Consider the following 9,312-nt stretch of genomic DNA (forward strand, 5'->3'; position numbering starts at 1 on the left):
GCTAAGCGCGAACCGCGTATATCGCTTTCTCGAAGGGTCGTCCCACGGTGTGGGGCGGCCCTTCGTCGTTGATGTGGGGGTGCGGGTGGGAATTGCTCAGCCGAGGGGCGGGGGAGTAGTCTCTCGGATGGCTTAGGTAAGCCTTACCGAATTCACCCCGAGGATCCGCGTGCTCGCTAGCTTTCTGATCGGCCTTCGCGAAGGGCTCGAAGCGGCGCTTGTCGTCGGCATCCTGGTGGCGTATCTCACACAGCTGGGGCGCCGCGACGTGCTGCCGCGCCTGTGGCTGGGGGTCGCGGGTGCGATTGCGCTGGCGCTCGCGATCGGAGCCTTCTTCACGTTCGGTGCCTACGCTCTGACCTTTGAAGCGCAGGAGATCATCGGGGGACTGCTGTCCCTGCTGGCTGTCGCGATGGTCACCTGGATGATCTTCTGGATGCAGAACCACGCGCGAACGCTCGCGAGCGGACTGCGCAGCGGCGTCGACCGGGCTATCGCGACCGGCGGACTGTGGGGCATCGTCGTTCTGGGGTTCGTCTCGGTCGCCCGGGAGGGCGTGGAGACGACGCTTCTGCTGTGGTCGATGGTGCAATCGTTCGGTAACGCGCCGGAGTCGCTCGCCGGTGCCGTGCTCGGCATCCTGTGCGCGGCAGTCCTCGGCTGGCTCGTCGCCCGCGGGATGCTGCGCCTGAACCTCCGCCTCTTCTTCACCTGGACCGGCGCATTCCTGATCGTGGTCGCGGCGGGCGTGCTGGCCTACGGCATCGGAGATCTGCAGGAGGCGGGCGTCCTCCCGGGTCCGAACACAGTTCTCGCGCCCGTCGTGGACGGAGTCGTCGCGGTCGGTTGGTCAGGATTCCCGTTCGGCTGGGCCTTTGATCTCACCACCGCGTTCGACCCCACGAGCCCGGCTGCCGTCATCCTGCAGGCAACCATCGGATTCACCGCCCGCATGAGCTGGTTGCAAGTGATCGCATGGATGCTCTACGTCGGGGTCGTCGGCGCTCTCTTCCTCGTGCGCGCGGTCACCGCGTCGCCGTCTCCGGCGCCTGCACCGCCGACCGCCGGCCCCACGACGGAAACGGCCGACTCGAACCTTCACTCGTCCGCTCTCAGTCCCCACAGCAAGGAGACCCATGAACACCCTCTCTCGTAGCCTCACCCTGGTCGCCGCGACCGCGGTCGGCTCCCTCGTCCTCGCTGGCTGCGTGGCCCGCGCCGATCAGGCAGCAGGCGACGCGCTCACCGTCACCTCGACGGATGACTCGTGCGAGATCTCCTCTGCCAGCTCTGCCAGTGGCACGCTGAACTTCGCGGTGACGAACGCAGGCTCGGAGACCACAGAGTTCTATCTGCTCGCCAGCGACGGGCTACGGATCGTCGGCGAGGTCGAGAACATCGCCCCCGGCGCATCGCGCACTCTCACGGTTCTGGCCCAGCCCGGCGACTACTACACGCTGTGCAAACCGGGAATGATCGGCGATGGCGTGGGCCGCGCGGCTTTCGCCGTCACCGGTGAGGCAGTCGAGGTGGACGCTCAGGATGCCGAACTCAAGCAGCAGGCGGTGGATCTGTACGCGGCATTCGTGAAGGATCAGGTGGGTCAGCTCGTTCCCGCCGTCGACGATTTCGTCGCAGCCTATGTCGCGGGCGACGACGACACCGCCCGCGCGATGTTCCCGCAGGTGCGCGCGTATTACGAGCGCATCGAGCCCGTGGCAGAGGCGCTGGGTGACCTCGACCCCCGCATCGATTTCCGTGAGGTCGACGCCGTCGCGGACGGCATCGACTGGACGGGCTTCCACCGGATCGAAAAGGATCTCTGGGTCCCCGCGACCGATGCCCTCAACTCCGATGGTGTGACCCTGGCATGGCAGGACTGGGCGCCGTCGACGCCCGAGCAGCGGGCTGACTTCGGTGACCTGCTCATCGCCGATGTGCAGGAACTGTACGACTACGTGCACGGTCAGGAGTTCGTGGACACACTCGAGTCGCAGGGCATCGCGGGCGTTTCCAACGGCGCAATCGCCCTGCTCGATGAGGTAGCGACCGGCAAGATCAGCGGCGAGGAGGACTGGTGGTCGGGTACCGACCTGTACGACTTCGCCGCCAACGTCGAGGGGTCGAAGATGGCCTTCTCACTCGTCCGCGACTTCGCGCTCTCGAGTGGCCCCGACGGGGAGGAACTCGTCGCGCTGATCGACGATGGATACGCTCAGCTGGAGGCGGAGCTGGCGGAGTTCGGCTCGCTCAGCGACGGATTCGTCTCATACGGCACACTGACGGAGGCTGACAAGCGCACGCTGTCCGACCAGATCAACACCCTCGCCGAGCCGCTGTCGCAGCTGACGGTGACAGTCCTGGAGTGAGTATGACCAATCCTGCATCGCAGGAACGCCCGGTGGCCGGGCTGAGCAGGCGAGGCCTGCTCGGCCTGGCGCTGGGTGCCGGCGCCGCGGGGGTCGCCGTCGGCGTCGGCGGCGCCGCGGTGGTGGCGCGCGTCTCGGACGCGCAGGCCGCGCCGCGCGCCGACACGCACCCCTTCTTCGGGGAGCATCAGTCCGGGATCACGACGGAGGTGCAAGACCACCTTCACTTCGCAGCCTTCGACGTGATGGACACGACCAGCCGCGAGGAACTGGTCGAACTGCTCCAGGACTGGAGCTATGCCGCGTCGAGAATGATGCTCGGGCTCGAGGTCAGCGCCTCCGGAGCCGTGGGCGGCTCACCGGAGGCGCCACCGGACGATACCGGTGAGGCGCTCGGGCTGCCGGCGAGCAATCTGACCATCACCTTCGGTTTCGGGCCTACGCTGTTCCGCACCGCGGACGGAGCAGATCGTTTCGGAATCGCAGCCCAGGCGCCTGAGGCGCTCGCGCCCCTGCCACCGTTCCTCGGTGACGACCTCGACCCAAACCACACCGGTGGCGACCTGTGCATCCAGGCCTGTGCCGATGATCCGCAGGTCGCCGTGCACGCCGTGCGCAACCTCAGCCGCATCGCGTTTGGACGAGCGCGCCTCCGTTGGTCGCAGCTCGGGTTCGGTCGCACCTCACGAACGTCAGCGCAGCAGCAGACCCCGCGAAATCTCTTCGGGTTCAAAGACGGCACCGCCAACCTCCTGGCGACCGACGAGGATGCGCTCGCCGAGCACGTCTGGGTCTCGTCCGAGGATGGCCCAGCCTGGCTCGCCGGGGGCTCGTATCTCGTCGCCCGCAAGATCGCGATGAAGATCGAGACGTGGGACCGGGTTCGCCTCATCGAGCAGGAGCAGATCACCGGCCGCGCCAAAGGCAGCGGTGCCCCCTTGAGCGGAGGCGACGAGTTCACCGCTCCTGACTTCGCCGCGCTCTCGGCATCCGGTGGAACCGCCATCGACCCTGCATCCCACGTCGCGCGGGCGCATCCCGACCACAACGGCGGCATCCGGATGCTGCGTCGCGGCTACAACTACGTCGATGGAAACACCGTGCTCGGCAGGCTGGATGCTGGGCTGTTCTTCCTCGGCTACGTGCGCTCGCCGGATCGGTTCATCACGGTGCAGCGCTCGGTCGCAACCGACCTCATGATGGAGTATCTCCTCACGATCGGATCGGGCATCTGGGCCATCCCGCCGGCGCCCTCGGAAGGCTCGTTCGTCGGCGCCGCGCTGTTCTCGTAGGCCGGAATACTGCCTGCGCGAGCGCTGCTGGAGTAGTCTCGGGCGTCGATGACGCTTACCGATGACGCCCGCGAGCGGGATGCGGCGATTCCCGACCTCGACTGGCGGGTCTTCCCCGCCGGGACTGTGCGTGACCAGTTCGATGCCCCGAGCGGGAAGCTCGCACGGGTGAGTCTCGGTAGCGGCGCGCGCGGACGGGTGGTGCTCTTTCCCGGCGTGACAGGTTCCAAAGAGGACTTCACGCTCATGCTGCCGCTCCTCGCCGAGGCAGGCTACCGTGTGGAGGCGTACGACCTTGCGGGCCAGTACGAGTCGAGGGATGCCGGCCCCGAGAACCTCGATCCGCCCCGGACCCGCTACGACTATCCGCTGTTCATCGAAGACCTGACCGCCGTCCTTGAGAACGGCGCGAGCGCCCACGTGCTCGGGTACTCCTTTGCCGGACTCGTGTCTCAGCTGATCGTCGCCGAGCGTCCGGAACTGTTCGCAACACTCACCCTGTTGTCCACTCCGCCCGCCACCGGGCAGGTATTCCGGGGCGTGAAGCGAATCGGCCGGTTCAGCAGTCTCGCGGGCCCGCGAAGCGGCGCCTCACTCCTGCTGTGGGGCATCCGGAACAACCTCAACCGGGTCCCCCCGCAACGCATCGCCTTCGTTCGTGCGCGATTCGCTCTGACCCGTCGCGAAAGCGTCGATGACATCGTCGGGCTCATGATGCGGATGCCGGATGTCGCGGATGCGGTGCGCGCGGCATCCGTGCCCACGCTCGTCGCGACGGGGGCACATGACCTGTGGCCCACCGAGCAGTACGTCGCGTACGCGCGGCGCATCGGCGCGCAAGTGGCGGTCTACGAAACGGGACATAGCCCGTGCGAGACGGCGCCCCATCAGCTGGTGCGCGACATGCTCGCGATGTTTGCCGAGGTCGACGGTCTGCCCGATCCTGTCGATGCCGGGGAATAGATTCGCCGGCACCGCGTTGCACAAGATACATTCACTTGCATAGATCGGCCGCATACCCCGCGACCGAGAGCGGAGAGCACGATGAGCCAGATGCAGTTCGGGATCTTCACCGTCAGCGACATTACGGAAGACCCCACGACAGGTCACACCCCCAGCGAGGCTGAGCGGATCCGGGCGACGCTGCAGATCGCCAAGCACGCCGAGGAGGTGGGACTTGACGTCTTCGCCCTGGGCGAGCACCACAACCCGCCGTTCTGGTCTTCTTCGCCGACGACGACCCTCGCCTACATCGCGGGCCAGACCGAGCGCATCCTGCTGTCGACTGCCACGACCCTGATCACGACCAATGACCCCGTGAAGATCGCCGAAGACTATGCGATGCTCCAGCACGTCTCAGGTGGCCGGGCTGACCTCATCCTCGGTCGCGGCAATACGGGCCCGGTTTATCCGTGGTTCGGAAAGGACATCCGCCAGGGCCTGAACCTTGCCGTCGAGAACTACGCACTGCTTCACCGACTCTGGCGCGAGGATGTCGTGGACTGGCAGGGCCAGTTCCGCACGCCCCTGCAGGGCTTCACGTCGACGCCGCGGCCGCTCGACGGCGTTCCCCCGTTTGTCTGGCACGGCTCCATCCGCACCCCTGAGATCGCCGAGCAGGCCGCGTACTACGGCGACGGCTTCTTCGCGAACAACATCTTCTGGCCCAAGGAGCACTTCCAGCGGCTGGTCGCCCTCTACCGTGAGCGGTTCGAACACTACGGACACGGCACCCCGGAGCAGGCGATCGTCGGGCTCGGCGGGCAGGTATACATGCACCGCAACTCCCAGGAGGCGGTCCGCGAATTCCGCCCATACTTCGATAACGCGCCGGTCTACGGCAACGGACCGAGCCTGGAGGACTTCACCGAAATGACGCCGCTGACGGTGGGTTCGCCGCAGCAGGTCATCGATCGGTACGCGGCGATGCGGGAGCACTTCGGTGACTACCAGCGCCAGATGTTCTTGATCGACCACGCGGGCCTGCCCCTGAAGGCCGTTCTCGAGCAACTCGACATGCTCGGCGGCGAGGTCGTACCGGTGCTCCGTAAGGAGCTCGCGAAGGATCGCCCGGAAGGCGTCGCCGACGCTCCGACACACGAGAGCCTGGTAGCAGCGGCCGGGGGAGCGCGTGAAGCTCGGCCGCGGCCCAACCGCGGCGACAACGTCACCGGCGGCTCCCCGTACCGTGACAGCGCGCCGCTTGCAGGTGCCGCATTCGGTGCCGCAGCGACACGTCAGGGGGCGTGAGATGACCACGCGCCGCATCGCGGTCGTCACCGCGGGGCTCTCGAACCCGTCATCCACGAGGCTGCTTGCCGACAGGCTGGCGGAGGCCGTTCGTGCACAGCTGGCAGAGCGTGAGATCGAGGTCGGGGCGGATGTGATCGAGCTGCGCGAGCACGCTCATGCGATCACCGACAATCTCCTCACCGGGTTCGCGCGCCGGGGGCTCGCTGAGGCGATCGAGACCGTGACCTCGGCAGACGCCCTCATCGCCGTCACGCCCATCTTTACGACGAGCTACTCCGGTCTGTTCAAGTCGTTCCTCGACATCCTGGATCCGGACTCGTTGCGGGGGATGCCGGTGCTGCTGGCAGCCACCGGCGGGTCACCACGCCACTCGTTGGCACTCGAGTACGCGATGCGCCCGCTGTTCACCTACCTGCACGCCAACCCGGTCTCAACATCCGTGTTCGCGGCATCGGAAGACTGGGCCGGCGGCGAGGGAGCATCCTCGCTACGTTCGCGCACTGAGCGGGCCGCGGGAGAGCTCGCGGATGCCGTCGCCCGTCGGGGCGCGACAGTTGGTGAGGACCCGTTCGACCCGGCGACCTACCTCGGTGAGGGACGCTCGTTCGAGAGCCTGCTGGGCGGACTCACCGCCGACTGACGCAGATACACGATGCCCCGGCCGCACCCGACGGCCGGGGCATCGTGAGTTCTCAGGCCCGGGCTGCGCCGCTGGCGAGCACGCCGCTGGCCTCGGTGTCGTCGGCAGCTCCCGCGGCCTCGACAGTCGCGGCGCTCGGCCGGCGGCCGATGCGCTTGAGGCCGATGACCGCGACAGCGGTGATGACGGCGCCGATCGCGATCGACAGCAGGAACCACAGGATGTTCCCGACGGCGAAGAGCACGAAGACTCCACCGTGGGGTGCCTGCGAGGTGACCCCGAAGGCCATCGAGAGCGCACCGGTCACGGCGCCACCGAGCATGGATGCGGGGATGACGCGCAGCGGGTCGGCTGCGGCGAAGGGGATCGCACCCTCGGAGATGAAGGATGCACCGAGCAGCCACGCCGCGACACCGTTCTCGCGCTCCACGGGAGTGAACTGCTTGCGGGCAAGCACCGTCGAGGCAAGAGCGAGTCCCAGCGGCGGCACCATGCCCGATGCCATGACGGCAGCCATGATCTCCAGAGGCACCTGGTTGGCCAACGACGCAGCGCCGAGGCCCGCGACGGCGAACGAGTAAGCGACCTTGTTGACAGGTCCGCCGAGGTCGAAGCACATCATGAGGCCAAGGATGACGCCCAGCAGCACGATCCCGACGCCGGTCAGGCTGTTGAGCCAATCGGTCAGTGTCGTCATCAGCCAGGCAATCGGTCCGCCGAGGAAGAGGATCATGGCTCCGGATGCGGCGATCGATGCCAACAGCGGAATGATGACGACCGGCATCAGGCCACGCAGCCAGCGGGGTGCCGGGATGCGGGTGAGCGAGGCTGCGACGAGGCCCGCGAGGAGGCCGCCGACGATGCCGCCGAGGAAGCCGGCGTTCATCATGACGGCGATCGTGCCGACCACGAATCCCGGTGCGATGCCGGGGCGGTCGGCCATTGCGTAGGCGATGAAGCCCGCAAGCGCGGGGACCAGGAAGCCCATGGAAGCTGCACCGATGACAAAGGCGACGGCGCCGATATACGTCCAGAAACCGCCGTCGGGAAGGTTCCACAGGGACGACGACGCGACGATGTCGCTGGCCGTCGCATTGATGTCGTATCCCGCGAGGCCGAAGCCGATGGCGATGAGCAGGCCACCGCCGGCAACGAAGGGGATCATGTAGCTGACGCCGGTGAGCAGCCAGCGTTGCAGCTTGCGCCCGGCGTGTTCGCTGGCGGTATCGGTTGTCGCCGTCGTGGTCTCGGTACCCGCGACCCGCGCAGCATCCGGGTTCGCGGCCGCGGCCAACGCCTCATCGATCATGGCTCCGGGAGCTTCGACGCCTCGCTTGACGGGCCCCTGGACGACGGGCTTTCCGGCGAAGCGTGCCCGATCGCGCACGTCCACGTCGACGGCGAAGATCACCGCGTCGGCGGCGGCGATGAGGGCAGGATCAAGGGCGGTCGACCCGCTCGAGCCCTGTGTCTCGACCTCGAGTCGGATGCCGCGCTTCTTCGCTTCGGCGACGAGGGCGTCGGCTGCCATGTAGGTGTGGGCGATGCCGGTCGGGCAGGCGGTGACGGCGACGAGCACGCGCTGATCCGACGCCGCCGGGGCCGCGGTGGTCGCGGCGGGCGCCGGGGCGATCGCCTCGTCGATCAGGCTGACGACTTCGGGGGCCGAGGTCGCGGCGCGGAGCGCGTCGACGAACTCCTCGCGCACCAGCGCGCGGGCGATCGTAGAGAGGATCGCGAGGTGATCGGTGTCGGCTCCGATCGGCGCGGCGATGAAGAACACGAGATCGCTCGGGTCATCGTCGCCGAAGTCCACCGGATCCGACAGGCGTGCGAACGCGAGTGTGGGCTCCGTCACGGCAGCCGTGCGGCAGTGGGGTATCGCGATCCCGCCGGGCATGCCGGTCGAGGTCTGCGCCTCACGGGCGTGGGCGTCTGCCGCCAGCGCGTGGGCATCAGTGGCGCGACCCGCGCCGGCGACGATGGTGCTGAGGGCATCGATGACGTCCCCGGATGTCGCGCCCAACGCGACATCGAGAGCGACGAGCTCCGGGGTGATGATTGACATGTTCTCTCCTTTGATGAACGTCACGGTGCTGTCACCGTGGCGGGCAGGTGTATCTCGGTGACCGTGACCTGGTCAGGGCGGGTGTCTGTGGGGCGCGGGATGGTGGTCCCGGGTAGGGAAACGGCGGCCGAGCCGTAGGCCACGGCGCGTGCTAGGCGCGCAGCAGGCGAGAGCCTTTCGGCGTCGGCGATGAGGTAGCCGGCCAAGGATGAGTCGCCAGCGCCGACGGTGCTGCGGGCGATCACCGGCGGGTGGGTGGCGTGCCAGGCGCCATCGGCCGAGGCGAGGACCGCGCCGGCGGCGCCGAGCGTTGCCAGCACGGCGGCGATACCGTCGGCCCGCAGTGCCGTGCACGCGCTGGCCACGGCCTCCGGTGTGCCTAGAGTCGCGGGGTTCGACCCGGTCAGCTCGGCGAGTTCTTCGAGGTTGGGTTTGATCAGATCGATCCGCACGCCCGCGGTGCGCAGCGCGGTAAGGGGCGCGCCCGAGGTGTCTACCGCGATTCGGACGGCGGGCGCTGCGATCCGTGCCGTCCGCGCCAGATCGGCGAGCAGTTCGACATCGGCGCCCGGGGGGAGCGAACCGGCAAGAACCACCCAGCTCGCCCGGGGGGCCTCCGCGGCCACGACGTCGTGAAGGGCTGCGACGGCGGCGGCGCTCAGGGGTGAACCGGGCTCGTTGATCTTCGTG

Annotated in this window: 8 protein-coding genes; 6 read left to right on the forward strand and 2 right to left on the reverse strand. The window is 67.9% G+C overall.

Annotation, left to right across the window (positions count from 1 at the left end):
- Nucleotides 1-169 precede the first annotated feature (169 nt).
- The 6 genes from efeU (at nt 170) to B3587_RS15740 (ending at nt 6,554) form a co-directional block, all read left to right on the forward strand.
- Complete coding sequence (gene efeU / locus B3587_RS15715) at nt 170-1,156, forward strand: iron uptake transporter permease EfeU (RefSeq protein ID WP_292730413.1); 987 nt, start codon at nt 170-172, stop codon at nt 1,154-1,156.
- Complete coding sequence (gene efeO / locus B3587_RS15720) at nt 1,137-2,369, forward strand: iron uptake system protein EfeO (RefSeq protein ID WP_228177724.1); 1,233 nt, start codon at nt 1,137-1,139, stop codon at nt 2,367-2,369. Before efeU ends, efeO begins: the two co-directional genes overlap by 20 nt.
- 2 nt (nt 2,370-2,371) lie before the next feature.
- Nucleotides 2,372-3,661, forward strand: a complete 1,290-nt coding sequence (gene efeB / locus B3587_RS15725; RefSeq protein WP_292730418.1) for an iron uptake transporter deferrochelatase/peroxidase subunit — start codon at nt 2,372-2,374, stop codon at nt 3,659-3,661.
- Between the two features lie 48 nt (nt 3,662-3,709).
- Complete coding sequence (locus B3587_RS15730) at nt 3,710-4,624, forward strand: alpha/beta fold hydrolase (RefSeq protein WP_228177726.1); 915 nt, start codon at nt 3,710-3,712, stop codon at nt 4,622-4,624.
- Nucleotides 4,625-4,714: 90 nt separating this feature from the next.
- Nucleotides 4,715-5,911 carry an LLM class flavin-dependent oxidoreductase gene (locus B3587_RS15735; protein ID WP_292730432.1) on the forward strand — a complete coding sequence of 399 codons (1,197 nt, stop codon included), beginning with the start codon at nt 4,715-4,717 and terminating at the stop codon, nt 5,909-5,911.
- Nucleotide 5,912: 1 nt separating this feature from the next.
- A complete protein-coding gene (locus tag B3587_RS15740) occupies nt 5,913-6,554 on the forward strand; it encodes an FMN reductase (protein ID WP_292730423.1) in 642 nt (213 codons plus the stop codon).
- A gap of 52 nt (nt 6,555-6,606) precedes the next feature.
- Here B3587_RS15740 and B3587_RS15745 read toward each other — a convergent pair whose 3' ends face one another.
- Together B3587_RS15745 and B3587_RS15750 are read right to left on the reverse strand one after the other, a co-directional pair.
- Nucleotides 6,607-8,622, reverse strand: coding sequence for a PTS fructose transporter subunit IIABC (locus B3587_RS15745; RefSeq protein ID WP_292730426.1), 2,016 nt, complete (start codon nt 8,620-8,622; stop codon nt 6,607-6,609).
- 20 nt (nt 8,623-8,642) lie between these two features.
- The coding region (locus tag B3587_RS15750; protein WP_292730429.1) for a 1-phosphofructokinase family hexose kinase at nt 8,643-9,312 on the reverse strand (670 nt) is incomplete at its 5' end.

Origin of the sequence: Microbacterium sp. UBA837 (assembly GCF_002296025.1) — a bacterium.
Lineage (GTDB): Bacteria > Actinomycetota > Actinomycetes > Actinomycetales > Microbacteriaceae > Microbacterium.